Genomic DNA, 14,462 nt, shown 5'->3' with positions numbered 1-14,462 from the left:
CCGGCCCCGGAGCGCCGATCAGGTCGAGTGATACCCCGCTGATACCCGGCGGGGTTTTCGTCGTGGCTCACGAGCCGTACACCGCCTCTGCGAAACGGGCTGCCGCCTCACGCTGCATCGTCGGGATGACGTGCGAGTAGACGTCCAACGTGATGGAGATCGTCGCGTGCCCGAGGCGCTCCTGCACCACCTTCGGGTGCTCGCCGGCCAGGAGCAGGATCGTCGCGTGCGTGTGCCGGAGGTCGTGTAGACGGATGGCCGGCGGAGCCTGGTCGCCGAGCGCCTTCCCGGCCCGAGCAATGCTCGCGGCGAAGGAACGAGAGAAGCGCTCGGGGTGCCGGACGTCGCCGTTCCTGCTCGGCAGCACGAGCGCCTCATCCCGAGCAAGCCGCAGGTCAAGCTCCGCCAGGCTGGCCCGGTGCGTCCGGAGCACGGCGACCGTCCGGGGGTCCACGTCCACGACCCGGGCGCGACCATTCTTGGGTGGGCCGATCTCGATCGTCTCCCCCTCGCCATGGTGCTTCACCAGCACGGCGCTCCTGCGGATGGCGACCCGAGCGGCGGTGACATCGAGGTCGCTCCAGCGCAGCCCCAGCGCCTCACCACGTCGCATCCCGGTCATGGCGAGGAGCTGCCACGCCGGGAACAGCTCGTCCTCGTCACGCCTGGCCCACTGGAGGAACGCGGCGAGCTGCGCAGCCGTCCAATAGCGCAGCTCCGGCGACTTCGCCTGCGCGTTCGTCGGCGGCTTCGCCTTGTCCGCCGGATTGGCCGCGAGTAGCCCGTCATCGACGGCGTCCCGAAGGGCGCGATGCACGATCGTGTGGATGTATCGCACGGTGCGTGCCGACAGGCCACCAGCTCCGTCAACACGCCCCTCGGACTCCAGCTTCCGGTAGAGAGCCGTGAGCCTCTGCCCGGTCAGGCCGGCGAGCGCCACGCCGCCGATGTGCGGGACAACGTGCAGCCGGACGTTCTTCCGGTACGACGCCTCCGTTGACGGCTTCAAGCGCAGCGCCGGCAACCACGTCTCGGTGAGGTACTCGCCGAGCGTCAGCTTGGTGGGGGCGACATACGTCCCCTTACCGACCTCGACGAGTGCCTCCCTCAGCGCGGCCGCCGCAGCCTTCTGTGAGGTGTAGCCGCGTCGCAGAACCTGCTTCGTCCCGATCCCGTCCGGAGCTGGCACGCGGTACTTGATCAGGAAACGCTCACCGCTCTTTGTCTGGTAAGGCGAGATTCCGCCGTCGCCTGCCGAGCGACGCTTGCGCTTGCTGATCGTCACTCCGGGTCCTCTTCGTAGCCGAAGACCGCGTCCGCGAGGTAGCGATCGTGAATCCTCGGAGGCTTGAAACCCGCTTCGCGGATCTCGTCTCGAAGCCGCGCAATGGCTCGCACAAGACTATGAATATGCGCCTGCTGCAGGAGTAGCATGTCCTCCGCTCGCCCCTTGGCGGACTCCCAATCGGCAGTCTCCGGAAGTCGTATCGCGAGATTCTCCGGAAGCTCCTCGGCTTCCTCTACTTCGCGGATGATGCGGAGAGCGGTTTGAGTGGCAGACTCCCACTGCTCCGCGTACTCGTCGTGACGCCGCCAAGCTGCGATGAGCCACGTGCCCGACCTCTTCTCCCACTCGGCCGGCTCCGCCTTTACCAACTGCCCCCGCTCGCGAAGACTGATATCTCCTCGCCAGTCGACGCTATTGGAGTCGCCAATGAAGTACTGGACAGCCCTCCAGGTTGTCACCCGCCGATTCGGCAGAACTTGGAATTCCTCCTGCTCTCCGAGTGGGAAAATCAGCGCCACGGGAGTCACTTCGAGCGCCGCGGCGAGGGCGAGGATGTCTGCGACGGTGACCGTCCGTCGTTGTCCCTTCTCGATCTTCGCGATGACGCTCCGGTCAAGCGGGTGCCCAGCGGCAGCGCACCGGTCGGCTACGACCTGCACGCTCAGCTTCGGCTTGTGCCACTGCCGGAAGTGCAGCACACGCTGCCCGATCTGAGCGGCAAGCTCGCTAGCCCAGTCACCCTCGTCTTCGACCACGGCGGTGACCTTAGCGCATGGAAGTTGAGCGTGGTAGCGCAATGCGGCTGGACGTAGCCCGAGGCCGTATGCCATGCTGCGCCGTGACGGTCAATCTGACCGATCGTTTTGACCGCACCGTCTCAGGTGCTCGATCAGGAGGCCCGCTATGGCGACCGCCCTGTCCGCGCGGACACAGACCGGCGCATCAACGCGTGACTTGAACTGGCTCCGCCAGTCGACGGACGCAACCGTCACGCTGGCGGACTGCGCTCGGCTCCTCCACCTCGACCCGCGGACCGTCAGCCGAGCCATCGAGGATGGGCAGCTGCCCAGCATCAAGGTCGGCCGGCGCATCCTCATCCCGCGGCTGCCGCTGCTTCAGATGCTTGAGGGTGGAGCCGCCGCGTGAGCCCCGAGAAGCAGAACGGCGACGCCGGGGTGGCCGCCCCGTACGTCGCCGGTATCGAGAACCTCAGCCCCCATCACAAGAGCCGGTCTCGATCGCAGGATGTCATCCCGGGCCTCTCGGGTTCAACCCTGCAGCCGGATCACAACCCGTTCGCGCTGGTCCGCGAGCTTGACCGAATCCCGCTCGACCGGCTGATCGAGTTGAGCCGTCAGCTCGACGTCCAGGCCGCCGAGTACCGCAGGCTTCCTGCACGGACGCGCGAGCAGGACGACCGCATGGCCCTTGCCGCGGCCGTCCGCATCGAGGTGCGCAAGCGCGTCGAGCAGTCCGACACGGACACGGCGGCCGCGGCGTGAGCCGGCTCGATGTGACGCTCGCGGACCTCGATCACGTGCGCGTCGGGATCGAGGTCTCCCTGACTCCGTGGAACGCGCCACTGCTCGTCGCCATCCGGGCCGGCCTGGACGTCGCCGAGCTGCGCCACCAGCGCCGCCACGACCTGATCGAGGCGAGCCACGCGATCAGTGCCGCGCTCGACTGGCGGTGGGTGGCGACGAGCTGGACTCCCCACGATCTCCTCGTCGAGCGCCGGAAGCAGCCGGGGTGGGCAACGCCTCGCCTGCGGGCCGCCGCCCTGGAGGTCGGCGCCGCATGATGAAGCCCAGAAGGGACAGGCTCCGTCCGGCAGGGACACCCGAAGGGACACCCCTGCGACCCGCTGACCTGCAGAAGGGACAGAAGGGACAGCAGGGACACCTAGAGGTCGCCAGGGACAGAAAGACGGCGTGGACCGGCGCCGAGCTCGTCGCCGCGGTGTTCAAGCCGCCGCGGTTCGCAGTGCCCGGCATCATCGCCGAGGGCGTCTCCGTGCTCGCTGGAGCACCGAAGATCGGCAAGTCGTGGCTGTCGCTGCACCTGGCGGTGGCGGTCGCGCTCGGCGGCAAGGCGCTGGGCCGGATCGACGTCGTCGCGGGTGACGTGCTGTACCTCGCTTTGGAGGACACAGGCCGCCGGCTCCAGAACCGGCTCCGCAAGGTGCTCGGCGACGAGCCGATCACCGGTGATCTCAGCCGGCTCACCCTGGAGACGACATGTCCGCCGTTCCCGGCCGGTGCGGCGTACATCCGCGCATGGCTGGACGAGCGGCCCGATGCACGCATGGTCATCATCGATGTCTTCGCGAAGATGCGCGGCAACCCGCCGCCGGGGGTCTCGGCATACGACGCCGATTACTCCGCTGTCGGGTTCGCCAAGCGAATCGCCGACGACTACGGGATCGCGGTCGTGCTCGTGCACCACGTCCGCAAGATGGGGTCGGAAGACTTCCTGGCCGAGGTGTCCGGCACCAACGGCCTCGCAGGTGCGTCCGACGCTGTAGTGGTCCTGCGGCGCTCTCGCGGCTCGGCGGACGGCAGCCTTCACGTGACGGGCCGAGACGTCGACGAGACCGAGTACGCGCTGACGTTCGACCCCGACCGCGGACTGTGGGAAGCACTGGACGGGCCGGCGCTCGATCACCTGGTCGGGGAGACCCGGGCCGTGATCCTCGATTGGGTCCGCGCGAACCCGGGTGGCGGCCCGAAGCAGATCGCAGAGGGCACCGGGCTGGGCTACGAGCTGATCAAGAAAACCGTTGCTCGCATGGCGGACGACGGGCAGCTCGTCAAGGCGGATCGGGGACGGTACAGCGTCACCCCTACTGCTGTCCCCGCTGTCCCTACTGTCCCTTCCGCAGGTCAGGGCGTCATCGAGGGTGTCCCTGCCGGTGTCCCTATTGACGAGGCTGTCCCTGACGACCCGCTGGGGATGGCCTCGTGACCCTCTGGCCGGGGCAGCCGTACTGGCTGCCTGACTGCCCGCCGTGCTGGGCAGGGGTCCGACGGGGAGACGAGAGCGGCTGCGACCGGCACACGCCGGCCGTGGTCACCGGCACCCCCGTCGAGCGGGAGCGAGTCACCGGGCGGCGCAGCGGCGCGCCCCCGGTGCGGCCCTGGCCGGCTACGTGCGCGACACCGTGGTCGCGCGCCGCCGGCAGCCGCCTCGACGCCGTGTCGGAGCGGCCCACCTCCTCGCGAGACGTCGCCGCGCCGCTCTACGCCGGGCCGCCCCTGCTCGACCGCTGGGACGTCGCACCGCTTCGCCCCGCCCCTCAGCCGACAGCTCCCCGAGCACACCTGCGAAGGATCACCACCGCCATGACGGACCGCTTCACCCCGCGCCGGCCCGACCCGCTGCACGAACATGCCCGCGCTCCCCAGGATCACCGAATCTTCCGGGGGCGACACCTCGCGACCTCCATTCCCGGAATCCGACCCGAGGGCATCGAGCAGGGCAAGGCAATCGAGCGGATCGTCCACGAGTTCGGACCGGTCCGAATCATCATCGCCGACGCCGCCTAATAGTCCGAAAGAGTGAATCATGTCACGGAATGAAATCCCGGGGCTCGACCTCGCAATCCGGCGTCTCACCGACTCCGACCTCCGCATCCATATCGCGCTCATGCACAAGATGGGTAGCGCCCAGCACGAGCGCGGCCAGATCCGCGCCGCTGACGTCTACTGGGCATTCGCGCTGGTCATGGAGCTAGAAATGGGACGCAGGGACGAGCTGATGGAGGACGTCCGGCGCCAGATCGAGGACGACACAATCGGTGAAATCCTGACCGAGCAGGAAGCCGCCGAGATCCGCGAAATCCTCGCCCGCGACCTCGGAAGCGACACCGACGTGGCTTGACAGCCATCTCACGCTAGAGGTAACGGCTCGTGCGCACGAAGCGGCGCACGAGCCGTTCGCGTTCCTGGGCGCCCCGACCTACAAAGCGAGGTCAGGAAACGGAAGCCACGAAGAGGGCTCCGCCGCGCGCCGGGGGCAAGCCACTATCTGCCCCCATTCCGGAGGATTTCTCGTGAACTACATTCCTGCCGCTGGCCACGACCCGGCCGGCCTGCTCGACGAGCTGCGCACCGCCGACCACGCCGCCGCGTACGCGTACCCGGCCAACGTGCTCGACGAGGTGCTCCGCGAGGCCCACCAGGCCGTCGAGGAGTGCGCCGCCGAGATTGGCGCCATCAAGACCGCCGCTGCCGGGCGCACCCCCACGCGGAACCAGCAGACCCAGCTTGACGCCGCCCGCGCCAAGCGCACCGAGCTGCAGGCGTTCGCCCTGCGTCTCGCCGAGGTCGTCCGTCACCAGTCCGAGCAGGCCCGCGCCGAGGCCGCCCGCGGCCCGCGGTTCGTCGTCCGCGGCGACGCCGACGAGATCGACCGCCAGTACCACTCTGGTGTCGACTACGGGCAGGTCGTCAGCGCCCGCGGTGGCAGCGCCGACCACTACGACGCCGACCCCTTCCGCGACCCCGCCTCCGCTCAGACTCGCCGCGGCCGGTTCGGAAACCCGTGGGAGCTGCGTGCCGTGCAGGAGTTCGGCCGTGATCGCCACGCGGTCACCTCCGAGTACCGGGCCCGCGCCCTGGACGCCGTCGAGCAGATGCCCGGCGCCAACGACAAGATCCGGGCCGCCGCGACGGCAATGGTTGAGCAGCACGACGACGGCAACGGGAACCTGTCGCGCCTGGTCCTCGCGCTGTCCTCGCCGGCCTACTACAGGGCCTGGTCGAAGCTGGCCCGCGACGCCGCGCACGAGCTCTCCCCGGAGGAGACCGCGGCGATGGAGCACAGCCGGCAGGTCGCCCGCGCCATGTCGCTGACCGACAACGCTGGCGGCGTGTTGGTCCCGTTCCAGCTCGACCCCGCCGTGATCATTCGGTCGAACGGCACTCTGAACGAGATCCGGCAGATCGCCCGCCAGGTCGTCGCGACTGGCGACGTCTGGCACGGCGTCGGCTCCGAGGCGATCTCCTGGTCGTGGGATGCCGAGGGCTCCGAGGTCAGCGACGACACCCCGCCGTTCGACAGCCCGGCCATCCCGGTGCACGCCGCTCGCGGCTTCGTCCCGATCTCGATCGAGGCACTCGAGGACGAGGCCAACGTGGCGCAGGAGCTTGCCCGGCTGTTCGCTGCCGGCAAGGAGGACCTGGAGGCCGAGGCGTTCGCCACCGGCACCGGCAGCGGCCAGCCCACGGGAATCGTGACCGCCCTCGCGGGTGGCTCGTCGGTCGTCTCCACGATCCAGGACGGGGCGTTCGCCGCGGGCGACATCTACGCCCTTGACTCGGCCCTGCCGGCCCGCTTCCGCAAGCGGGCGTCGTGGCTCGCGCACCGCACGGTCTACAACAGCGTCCGCAGGTTCGACGCCAACGGTGGCGCCCAGATGTGGGAGCGCATCGGCGCTGACCAGCCGGCGAAGCTGATGGGCCGCGACGCGCTGGAGTGCGAGGCGATGGACTCGACTTGGGCCGCCGGTGGCACCGACAACCTCATGGTCTACGGCGACTTCAGCCACTTCGTGATCGCCGACCGCGTCGGGTTCCGCATCGAGCTGGTGCCCCACCTGTTCGGCTCCAACCGGCGCCCGACCGGCCAGCGTGGCTGGTTCGCGTGGTACAGGACCGGCAGCGACAGCGTCAACGACGGCGCGTTCCGGATGCTGGTCGCCTGATGGCCGCCACCCGCTGCGTGAGCCCGTTCGCGACGTGGATCGACGGAGCACTCCGAGTCGTCGCTGCTGGCGAGATCCTCGACACCGCTGATCCGGCCTACAGCGGCCGCGAGGAGATGTTCGAGACCCTCGACCAGTACCTCGACACCCGCGAGGCCAAGCGGCCCACCGTGCGCCGCAAGAAGCCGACCAGCTCGGCTGACTGAACCTCAGGTGGCGGGCGTCAAAGTCGCGCCGCGAGCACGGCCCGGGTCTCACTAACCTGCGCCGCGCGGCGAACCAAGGCACGCAGCATCCCGTCCTAGAGAGCGGGGCGTGCCTGCGCTCAAACGCGACCTGAAACCCACGCCGGCCGGGACGACTTACCTCCTCGTCCCGGCCGAGTGTGCCCCCGATCTGCAGGACATGCGAGCACATATCAACGCCCAGCAACGGCGCTGGAGCGACTTCCGCCGCATCGCCTGCCCGAGGGCGGCCGCCCGCAGCAGCTTCCCAGAGACGCGCTGTGGGCGGCCCCTCATACCCACTTCCAGCCCGAGGACACCGCACCCGGCAGGAGCGAGCCGCGCACCACCTCCGCGCACTCGCTCCACGCCGGCCGGTCCACCCTCGCGGCTGACCCGAGGGTGTCGACGTCCCGGCTGGGCATGACGGACGACGCACGACCCCGAAGCGGACAGGACAGCCGCACGGCTCAACACCGACACGGACGCCGCACCGCAACGCAGCGGTGCACTCCGGTGCATCGGCGAGCCGGCGCCGTCCTGCCCGAGCACGACGAGCATTCAACCGGTGTGTTGTTGGGGCGCCGGGCTCTGGACGTGCACCGCCTCGACATCTCGCCGCAGGCCGCGCGGGCTTTCTCTCCTTTCACCGCACGGAACCACGGCGGGTGTCGGGGCACCACTCCAACGCCCGAACTCCAGGAGCCCCTATGCGCCACGACATCGCCGGCCTGCCCGAGCGACGACACATTCCCCTCGCGACCGCGCGCACTGAAATCCGCGCGGCGAGCGACGCCAGCACCGGCCGATTCAACGGATACGCAGCCGTATTCGACTCGCGTACCGCGATCGGCAATCCACTTCTCATGGGCTTCTATGAGGAGATCGCACCAGGCGCATTCGCTAATACGCTGCGCACTGCCGATGTGCGATTCCTGCTCGACCACAATCCGTTCTATGTGGTAAGCCGGGTATCGGCTGGCACCCTCGACCTGAGCGAGGACGAGCACGGCCTGGCCGTCGACTCCTACCTCGACGAAGAACTGTCGTACGTGCGCGACCTCAAGGCGAACCTGCGCAACGCCAACGTCGACGGCATGAGCTTCGGCTTCCGCGTCCTCGATGACGACTGGACAACCGAGCAGATCGAGACCCACGACGGACACGGCGCAGACGTTGAGGTGCGCCGCATCCACGAGGTCGAGCTGTTCGAAGTCAGCGCAGTGACGTGGCCGGCCTACGCAGCGACCAGCGCGGACCTGCGCGCCGCCTGACCCACAGACAGGGCGAGCAGGAGCCATGGCTTCGCGCCTGCTCGCTCCGGCGTGGTCGTCGGGCTGCCGGGCGAACGAACGACGACCACGCCAACCCTGACCTGCGAAAAGGGGATGGGGGAGCAAAAGGTCACCGCCGGGCCAATCGACCCCACAACCCGTCATTTCGATTCTCCCCCCGGTGCTCTGGGGGCGTTCAAGGAGGCCCAATGGGCACATCGCGAGGCCCGAGGGGGCCGTACAAGGGCAAGTCGAGCTACTCGGCGACGACCGCCCGCGGTTACGGCGCCGATTGGCAGAAGATCCGCAAGTTCGTGCTGGAGCGCGACGGCCACCGGTGTGGCTACTGCGGTCAGCCCGCGAACACTGTGGACCACATCGTGCCGAAGGTCCGCGGCGGCACCGACGATCCGCAGAATCTTCGTGCTGCGTGCGATCACTGCAACTACAGCAAGGCAGACCGTGCGGCGCCGGCGTCTCGGCCGAGCACGACCCGGCCGGCGGGCCAGCCGCGTCTCGCGGGCTGGTACACCCCCCACGGTCTGCGCGTGTCGCGGAAATGGGCGGATGACGTCCAGTGGTACGACGGCGACGAGGCGGCCTGACGGGGGCGGATTGCCTCTCTACGGGCTTCGCGCGAATTGACCCAGCCCCAAGGCTCCTCGGGGTCTGTACGGGTCTCCCAACCCACTTCTAGCCGGGCAGCATCGCTTCCGGCATCACCGGAAGGATTGCATGAACCATGAGCGAACAGGTTCGCGAAAACCGTCTCCGTCGCATGGCGACTCGTCAGGGCCTCGTCCTGGAGAAGTGCCGACGACGTGACCCGCGGTCGATCGGGTATGGCACGTTCCGCCTCGTCCGAGACATCTACGTTGGGCAGGTGTGGATTGACCGAGAAATCGTCGCCTCCGACGGCTCTCGTCGCGGCTATGGCCTGTCGCTCGATCAGGTCGAGTCGTATCTGCTGCACAACTAAAGACGATGCCCCCTGACTCATCGAGGTCAGGGGGCATCGTCTGTTTCTAGCGCGAGATCTCGCCGGAAGAGAGGTCTGGGTGCGCGGGATCAGCAGGGGCCGGCTGCGCCGTGGCGCTGTAGAGGAACTTGAACACCTGGGCCACGTCCTGGTCCGTCCGTACGTCCTCCGAGAAGGCGATTCGCGCGGCTTGCTGCGCGACGGCCCGCGATGCATCGGGGCCGAGCCGGTCAAGCTGGTCGATCAGGAGCTGTACTCCGTCGGGATTTGCCACGCCTGTACGTCTCCGCTGGCCTCGGATTGTTACTCCGCGCTGGCGGGCGACCTCTCAGCGTCGCCGGCTCCGCCGAGTTCCGGGCTGGTCCATGCGGTCGCCAAAGGCGTTGCGGCAGACCCGGACGGCGTGCTCCCGGACTGGCGGGTCGACGTGGGGCAGGTGCTCGGCCAGGGCGTCGAGTAGCTCACCGAGCGGCTGGCGGTAGCGCTCGGGGTCGGGCATGGGCAGGAGCCCACCTCGGACGCGGTCCGCAGTGGCGCTGACGATGGCCTGGTCGGCACGGAGCTTCTCGATGGCGCGGAGCTGCCGTTCGTTCACGATTCCCCCTGTGGGCGCAGTAATACGAGCAGCCCGGGGGAAGCGGGCAGCGACCAGCATGCATCATCCGGGCCATGACGGAAGACCCCTATGGGGCTGTGATCGCCCAGACGAGCGCGGACATGGTGCGGGCCTGGTTGGCGTACCCGCCGGCCTCACCGGAGGGCATGGAGGCCGTGCGGCGGTGCACGGCGTGGCTGGCAGAGACTCACGGCGTGCCTGGGCTACGCGACCTCGCGGACAGTCTTGCCGGTGACGTCGCCGAGCTGTTCGAGGTCCTCGGCAAGGTCGAGGGCCGTTCCGCGCTGGAGCTGCTCGACGAGTGGCACCACGATGTGCCACCGCCGAGCGCCTGACGGATCTAGCTCAGCAGGAGCCATAGGGCGACTAGGACGAGGATGCGGAGCCACGGCACCCAGGAGGCGCCGTATATGGCGGGTCTGACCGCGCGGATCAGCCGCGAGACCCAGTCGTCGCCGTCGGGGTCCTGGGAGTTGGAGCGCGCCGGGTAGTGTCGGGGCACGCGTCACCTCGATTCGTAGTTGGTCTGCCTGCCAGGGCACTTGCTGCACACCAGGGGAGACGCACCGGAGAGGCCCCGTTGCCGCGGGGCCTCTCCCATCTCGCCCTCCCGTCGCCGCGTCCACCGCTCCTTGCGCATCCGGACCGCAGCGTCGGAACGCCTCTTCTGGGTACAGGAGTAACCGTAGCGACGAGGGTGGATCGAGGGCCCCAGCGGGGATACTAGAGTCGCTCTCACGCACCCAGGGCCCGGCTCGATGGATTCGAGCCGGGCCCTGTTGGCGTCCGGGGTGGGTAGTCCCTCGCACCGGTGGTAGTGCAGCGCTATGCGCCCCCTACGACGCGACGAGCGCGCCGAGCTTTGTCGTGCTTCCTTCCGTCGACGTTAGGCGCCGGTGCGGAAGATCTCGTAGATGCGCCGGCCAAGCCGGACGCGCCTGCCGTTGCCGCCGCACCGCGGGCAGGGCCTCCACGCCTTGCCCGACGGCGAGCGTTTCTTACCGGTGCCGAGGCAGCGCCGGCAGGCCATGAACGGCCACCAGGCGCACGCCGCGACGTAGACCACCAGCGCTCCTAGCGCTAGCGCGATGAGGGTCCACACGATGGCCTCCTGGCCGGTTTCAAGCGGTTGGTCCGGGGTAGGCGCTAGGCGCTAGCGCCCAGGTCAAGCCCCTCGCCTGGGCGCTAGCACCCCCGCTAGACCTAGCGCGCTCCGGCGCTAGAGGTGATCTCTCTACGGTGCCGATCGAGCGCGGCCTGGACGTCCTCGCGGGTGATCCCACGCCGGTTCGCGCCGGCCCCGTCCGGCAGCCGGCCCCACACCTGCCCGGTAGTGATCCCGAGCGGCCGGAGAGCCGCCGTCAGGGCGTCCGGGGTGAGCTGGCCGTAGCGATCAGGCCACCTCTCGGCGAGCGCGGCGCAGACGTCCTCGCGCCACACCTTCTCCACCTCGATAGTCGCGAACACCACGGCCAAGTCGTCCAGGAGCGACGCCGCAGCCGTCTTCGGGGCCTCCTCGCCGAGCGCGTAGCCCGTCACTGTGCCGGCCCGCTCACGGGCCGCCCTCGCCCGTGCCGCGACCTTCTCGGCGGCCACCGTGTCGACGTAGTACGTCCTCACGACGGCCGGCTCGTCGCCGACCCCGACGAGGTAGCCGATGCCGCGGTCCCGGGGGGTAAACGTCGTCGCCCGCACGCCGTTCCGGTACATCGACGTCCCCAGCACCATGTCGTTCGCGAGCTGGTCCATGACCCGCAGGCAGAACCTGACGCCGACATTCGTCGACACCCCGGTCGGCAGGCTCTTCGCATCCGGCCGCTGCGTCGCGAACAGGGCGATGACCGCGAGGGCGCGGCCCCGCTTGATGATCCCCTCGGCGAGCTTGCCGGCCTCCTCGCCGTACTCGCCGTGGCTGAACACCTCCTGGGCCTCGTCGACGACGAGCACGAGAGGACGCAGGGCCCGGTTCGTGCGGGCCAGCTCGGGGGTGACCTTGTTGTCCGGCACGACCGACTTCGGCAGCTTCTGCAGGGTCGCGGCCCGCTTCTCCAGCTCGGCGTACACCTCCCGCATGGAGTCGAGCGTCTCGGCGATGTGCGCGTCGGAGACGCCGGAGACGTAGCGGTGGGAGCACCGCGCGAGGGCCTCCAGGTCGCCGCTGCCCTTGTGCTCGTGGATGCGGAGCTCGGCGTACGGATCGAGCGCCGCGGCGAGGGCGAGCACCCGCACCGCGGCCGTCTTCCCGCCGCCGGGTAGCGAGCCGACGAGCGCGTTCGTCTCGGCCAGGCTGACCATCACCGGGCGCTGCCGCTGGTCGGTGCCGAACGGGAACGTCCCGCCGAGCAGCTCGACGCTGCCGGACTTCTCCAGCGGCCATGCCTTCGGCTTCACCTGGTTGAGCGGCTGATCCCCGACCCACAAAACGAGCCGGCCAGCGTGCTCCTCGAGCGAGGGTTCCGGCCACACCGCGGACAGGGGCCGGCGCAGTCCCGAGGCGAGCCGGTCCCGCCGCTCGGCGACGTCGGCGACCGTGACCCCGAACGGGAGGTCGATGTCCGCGCGCCACCCTGGCCCGTCGCGGGTGATCGGGGCGACGTAGGAGATCGAGGCGCCCTTGGCGTTCATCGCGGCGATCCCCATGGACTGGAGGGCCCGGGTCACGACCTCTGCGGTCAGCCGCGGCGGGGCCGCTGCGGTCACGGTGGTGACGTCGGTAACCCGCCGGTCGGCCGGCGTGCCGAGCTTCCCGAACACCACCACGGCGGCCGTGACGTAAACGGCTTGGACCCAGTTCGGCAGGAACGCCACCACCACGGTGAGCGCGACAAGGGCGACGAGGCCGGCCAGGGCGACAGTGCCGCGCTGCCGGACCCGCTGGTTCCGCTGCTTCGAAAGCTTCATGTACTCGTCGACGCTCCCGCGGGCCACGGCCTGCGAGCGCAGCGCGGTGGCCTCCCGGTCGAACACCCACGCCCCAACCGCCAGGAGCGCGACCAGCACCCCGTACGGGGCGCGGGCGGCGAGCTTCCCGGCGTACTTCGGCAGTCGCGTGAGGTGGTAGAGGGCGACGTGGGCGCCGTACTTCGCCAGCCACCCGCCGAGCTGGCGGGCCTCGTCCCGGTTGCGGAGATACGCGGGCACGATCGGGCGCTTCTGCGTCTCCCTAACCGCGATGGCCGTGGCGTAGATCGTGCGCGGCTGCTCGGGCGGATCGACGGGCACCAGCTCGCCCTCGTGGATCTCGGCGCTCACGCGGCCACCTCCGCCCGATGCGCGGCGAGGAGCTGGCGGGCCTCGTGCTCCCGAATACCCAGCTCCTTGGCGAGCCGACGCCGGCCGAGACCCGCGGCGACCAGCATCGCCACCCGGTCCTCGCCCGTTTCGCCCGCCGGTTCGCCCACCGGGGCGGCCAGGGCGGGCGCTTCCGCCCACCACTCACCCGGGTCCGGGTCTGCCAGGGCCTCAGCGTCGACCTCAGCGGGCTCTGAGACGGCCTCCACCGAGGCGCGCCGGGCGGCGACCAGCGCCACCAACTCCAGCGTGATCGCCAGGCACACGGGTGGCCAGAGGGCCACGACGTACCCGATGACGGTGGGCTCCGCGGCGGCGAGGTTCGCGGCGATCGTCGCGACCATGCCAGCCCAGAACGCCGCCCACGGTCCGCGGCCGGCTGCTTCGCCGCGGTGTCGCCGAACCCAGATCACGACCAGTGCGGCGACGAGCATCCCGTCCGTGGTCAGTGCGAGCCACGGCGCCATGACCGGGTCGCCGGCCCGGGCGATGACGTCGCGGGCGTGCCGGTAGCTGGCGACCGCAGCCGGCCCGCCGACCGCGCTGACGGTCGAGACGGCGAGCAGGACGGGCCAAGTGCGGGCCCAGCGCTCCCGCGCGCTCACTGGTCCACCTCGCAGCGGACAACCTCGACGGTCTGGTCCGGCAGCACGCGGACGAGGTCCCGCCCGCCGGTCGACTCGCAGGTGATGGCCGAGCTGGCCGGCGTGGCGGGCAGGACGTCGCTGGCGCTCGGCACGCTGCCCACGTAGCGGGCGAAGAGGACGACGACGAGGACGGCCACGCCGAGCCCGAGGACGAAGCGGATCAAAGCTCGGCCCTCCATCCGCGGAGGGCGACGTCCTGCGCCGCGTGGATGTCGAGCATGAGCCGGCTGAGCGGCGGGACGGGACGGGGCCGTACGACCGGCAGGCGCCGCGTCACCGACTCCGCGCCGATTGGGACACGCCCAGCCGGGGCACTGGGCCTCTTCGAGGTAGCACTACGTTCTTGCACGGGTCGCCTCCTGGGGCGATCAAGGGCCCGGCCAGCGCTGAGATCGCTGGTTCGGGCCCGCCTTCGTTGATGAGCGGGGTGCGTGCGCTC

19 protein-coding genes are annotated in these 14,462 nt (G+C 69.8%); 12 read left to right on the top strand and 7 right to left on the bottom strand.

Translation table 11 applies throughout. The annotated features are described in order from the left end of the window. Nucleotides 1-67 precede the first annotated feature (67 nt). Together PKE99_RS22570 and PKE99_RS22565 are read right to left on the bottom strand one after the other, a co-directional pair. Nucleotides 68-1,285, bottom strand: coding sequence for a site-specific integrase (locus PKE99_RS22570; protein ID WP_051737808.1), 1,218 nt, complete (start codon nucleotides 1,283-1,285; stop codon nucleotides 68-70). Next, nucleotides 1,282-2,043 carry a hypothetical protein gene (locus tag PKE99_RS22565; protein ID WP_051737809.1) on the bottom strand — a complete coding sequence of 254 codons (762 nt, stop codon included), beginning with the start codon at nucleotides 2,041-2,043 and terminating at the stop codon, nucleotides 1,282-1,284. Before PKE99_RS22565 ends, PKE99_RS22570 begins: the two co-directional genes overlap by 4 nt. A 148-nt stretch (nucleotides 2,044-2,191) precedes the next feature. Between PKE99_RS22565 and PKE99_RS22560 the strand changes: the two genes are divergently transcribed. The 11 genes from PKE99_RS22560 to PKE99_RS22510 all read left to right on the top strand — a co-directional run bounded on the left by PKE99_RS22560 (nucleotide 2,192) and on the right by PKE99_RS22510 (nucleotide 9,469). Beyond that, nucleotides 2,192-2,434: a helix-turn-helix domain-containing protein gene (locus PKE99_RS22560; protein WP_051737810.1), complete on the top strand. Its 243-nt coding sequence runs from the start codon at nucleotides 2,192-2,194 to the stop codon at nucleotides 2,432-2,434. Next, nucleotides 2,431-2,790: a hypothetical protein gene (locus tag PKE99_RS22555; protein WP_037049079.1), complete on the top strand. Its 360-nt coding sequence runs from the start codon at nucleotides 2,431-2,433 to the stop codon at nucleotides 2,788-2,790. The genes PKE99_RS22560 and PKE99_RS22555 overlap by 4 nt, the downstream gene beginning before the upstream one ends. After that, entirely contained in the window at nucleotides 2,787-3,089 is a 303-nt protein-coding gene (locus tag PKE99_RS22550; protein WP_037049081.1) for a hypothetical protein, read from the top strand. Before PKE99_RS22555 ends, PKE99_RS22550 begins: the two co-directional genes overlap by 4 nt. Before the next feature lie 158 nt (nucleotides 3,090-3,247). Next, entirely contained in the window at nucleotides 3,248-4,252 is a 1,005-nt protein-coding gene (locus tag PKE99_RS22545) for an AAA family ATPase (protein ID WP_231498317.1), read from the top strand. A gap of 377 nt (nucleotides 4,253-4,629) precedes the next feature. Then, the gene (locus PKE99_RS22540) at nucleotides 4,630-4,833 is read left to right on the top strand and encodes a hypothetical protein (RefSeq protein ID WP_037049083.1); all 204 of its coding nucleotides are present in this window, start codon (nucleotides 4,630-4,632) and stop codon (nucleotides 4,831-4,833) included. A 19-nt stretch (nucleotides 4,834-4,852) separates the two neighbouring features. Next, the gene (locus PKE99_RS22535; RefSeq protein ID WP_037049084.1) at nucleotides 4,853-5,167 is read left to right on the top strand and encodes a hypothetical protein; all 315 of its coding nucleotides are present in this window, start codon (nucleotides 4,853-4,855) and stop codon (nucleotides 5,165-5,167) included. Between the two features lie 172 nt (nucleotides 5,168-5,339). Then, nucleotides 5,340-6,992, top strand: coding sequence for a phage major capsid protein (locus PKE99_RS22530; RefSeq protein WP_051737812.1), 1,653 nt, complete (start codon nucleotides 5,340-5,342; stop codon nucleotides 6,990-6,992). Next, the gene (locus tag PKE99_RS22525; protein ID WP_037049086.1) at nucleotides 6,992-7,198 is read left to right on the top strand and encodes a hypothetical protein; all 207 of its coding nucleotides are present in this window, start codon (nucleotides 6,992-6,994) and stop codon (nucleotides 7,196-7,198) included. The genes PKE99_RS22530 and PKE99_RS22525 overlap by 1 nt, the downstream gene beginning before the upstream one ends. A 728-nt stretch (nucleotides 7,199-7,926) precedes the next feature. After that, nucleotides 7,927-8,490: an HK97 family phage prohead protease gene (locus PKE99_RS22520; protein WP_051737813.1), complete on the top strand. Its 564-nt coding sequence runs from the start codon at nucleotides 7,927-7,929 to the stop codon at nucleotides 8,488-8,490. A gap of 209 nt (nucleotides 8,491-8,699) precedes the next feature. Then, nucleotides 8,700-9,095, top strand: a complete 396-nt coding sequence (locus PKE99_RS22515) for an HNH endonuclease (RefSeq protein WP_051737814.1) — start codon at nucleotides 8,700-8,702, stop codon at nucleotides 9,093-9,095. A 137-nt stretch (nucleotides 9,096-9,232) separates the two neighbouring features. Beyond that, complete coding sequence (locus PKE99_RS22510; protein WP_051737815.1) at nucleotides 9,233-9,469, top strand: hypothetical protein; 237 nt, start codon at nucleotides 9,233-9,235, stop codon at nucleotides 9,467-9,469. A gap of 46 nt (nucleotides 9,470-9,515) precedes the next feature. Here PKE99_RS22510 and PKE99_RS22505 read toward each other — a convergent pair whose 3' ends face one another. Together PKE99_RS22505 and PKE99_RS22500 are read right to left on the bottom strand one after the other, a co-directional pair. After that, the gene (locus PKE99_RS22505) at nucleotides 9,516-9,743 is read right to left on the bottom strand and encodes a hypothetical protein (RefSeq protein ID WP_037049089.1); all 228 of its coding nucleotides are present in this window, start codon (nucleotides 9,741-9,743) and stop codon (nucleotides 9,516-9,518) included. Nucleotides 9,744-9,797: 54 nt separating this feature from the next. Further along, nucleotides 9,798-10,064 (bottom strand): hypothetical protein, encoded by a 267-nt coding sequence (locus tag PKE99_RS22500; RefSeq protein ID WP_156067770.1) that lies wholly within the window; start codon nucleotides 10,062-10,064, stop codon nucleotides 9,798-9,800. Nucleotides 10,065-10,138: 74 nt separating this feature from the next. Here PKE99_RS22500 and PKE99_RS22495 point away from each other — a divergent pair, with 74 nt between their 5' ends. Next, complete coding sequence (locus PKE99_RS22495) at nucleotides 10,139-10,420, top strand: hypothetical protein (protein WP_037049094.1); 282 nt, start codon at nucleotides 10,139-10,141, stop codon at nucleotides 10,418-10,420. An 868-nt stretch (nucleotides 10,421-11,288) separates the two neighbouring features. Here the strand turns inward: PKE99_RS22495 and PKE99_RS22490 are convergent. Genes PKE99_RS22490 through PKE99_RS22480 form a run of 3 tightly spaced genes read right to left on the bottom strand, consistent with a single transcriptional unit; the run spans nucleotide 11,289 to nucleotide 14,187 of the window. Then, complete coding sequence (locus tag PKE99_RS22490) at nucleotides 11,289-13,337, bottom strand: hypothetical protein (RefSeq protein WP_051737816.1); 2,049 nt, start codon at nucleotides 13,335-13,337, stop codon at nucleotides 11,289-11,291. Then, nucleotides 13,334-13,981 carry a DUF2637 domain-containing protein gene (locus PKE99_RS22485; RefSeq protein WP_051737817.1) on the bottom strand — a complete coding sequence of 216 codons (648 nt, stop codon included), beginning with the start codon at nucleotides 13,979-13,981 and terminating at the stop codon, nucleotides 13,334-13,336. Before PKE99_RS22485 ends, PKE99_RS22490 begins: the two co-directional genes overlap by 4 nt. Then, a complete protein-coding gene (locus PKE99_RS22480; protein WP_037049101.1) occupies nucleotides 13,978-14,187 on the bottom strand; it encodes a hypothetical protein in 210 nt (69 codons plus the stop codon). The genes PKE99_RS22485 and PKE99_RS22480 overlap by 4 nt, the downstream gene beginning before the upstream one ends. Nucleotides 14,188-14,462: the final 275 nt, after the last annotated feature.

This window comes from Pseudonocardia halophobica (assembly GCF_027922425.1).
In the GTDB taxonomy this organism is placed as follows: Bacteria; Actinomycetota; Actinomycetes; order Mycobacteriales; family Pseudonocardiaceae; genus Pseudonocardia; species Pseudonocardia halophobica.
This window is presented reverse-complemented; position numbering and strand designations above follow the sequence as displayed.

Bases quoted from the DNA above. Each gene is read 5' to 3' on its own strand.
- PKE99_RS22525 (WP_037049086.1), top strand. From the start codon at position 6,992: ATGGCCGCCACCCGCTGCGTGAGCCCGTTCGCGACGTGGATCGACGGA.
- PKE99_RS22560 (WP_051737810.1), top strand. From the start codon at position 2,192: ATGGCGACCGCCCTGTCCGCGCGGACACAGACCGGCGCATCAACGCGT.
- PKE99_RS22535 (WP_037049084.1), top strand. From the start codon at position 4,853: ATGTCACGGAATGAAATCCCGGGGCTCGACCTCGCAATCCGGCGTCTC.
- PKE99_RS22510 (WP_051737815.1), top strand. From the start codon at position 9,233: ATGAGCGAACAGGTTCGCGAAAACCGTCTCCGTCGCATGGCGACTCGT.
- PKE99_RS22515 (WP_051737814.1), top strand. From the start codon at position 8,700: ATGGGCACATCGCGAGGCCCGAGGGGGCCGTACAAGGGCAAGTCGAGC.
- PKE99_RS22495 (WP_037049094.1), top strand. From the start codon at position 10,139: ATGACGGAAGACCCCTATGGGGCTGTGATCGCCCAGACGAGCGCGGAC.
- PKE99_RS22520 (WP_051737813.1), top strand. From the start codon at position 7,927: ATGCGCCACGACATCGCCGGCCTGCCCGAGCGACGACACATTCCCCTC.
- PKE99_RS22540 (WP_037049083.1), top strand. From the start codon at position 4,630: ATGACGGACCGCTTCACCCCGCGCCGGCCCGACCCGCTGCACGAACAT.